Raw genomic sequence first — 272 nt, 5'->3', positions numbered from 1 at the left:
ATCTAGCATGTACTGGAGTGCGCTTCGCTTTTGAAGCGTGACAGTTACCTGCACGGGTACGCCGGCGCGGATACCGGTGTCCGCGCCCCGCGCCGCTCGCAACATGGCCACCTGAGCGTCGGGGATGACGATCGTGGCGGTGAACTGGCTGAGCCCGGTGCGATCGTCGCGGACGCTATCGGCCGACACCGTCCGGACCACGCCCATCAGGATCGGCAGGTCGCGGTCGTGCAGCGACAGAAACTTTACTTCCGCCGGCTTGCCGGACACCA

The 272-nt window shown here is 65.4% G+C and carries 1 protein-coding gene; it reads right to left on the bottom strand.

Translation table 11 applies throughout. From position 1 onward, the window contains the following. On the bottom strand, positions 1-272 hold a 272-nt coding region (locus tag AC0IYH_RS31665; RefSeq protein WP_471838210.1), incomplete at both ends, for a beta-barrel domain-containing protein.

This window comes from Pseudomonas sp. AC463 (assembly GCF_979253585.1).
This window is presented reverse-complemented; position numbering and strand designations above follow the sequence as displayed.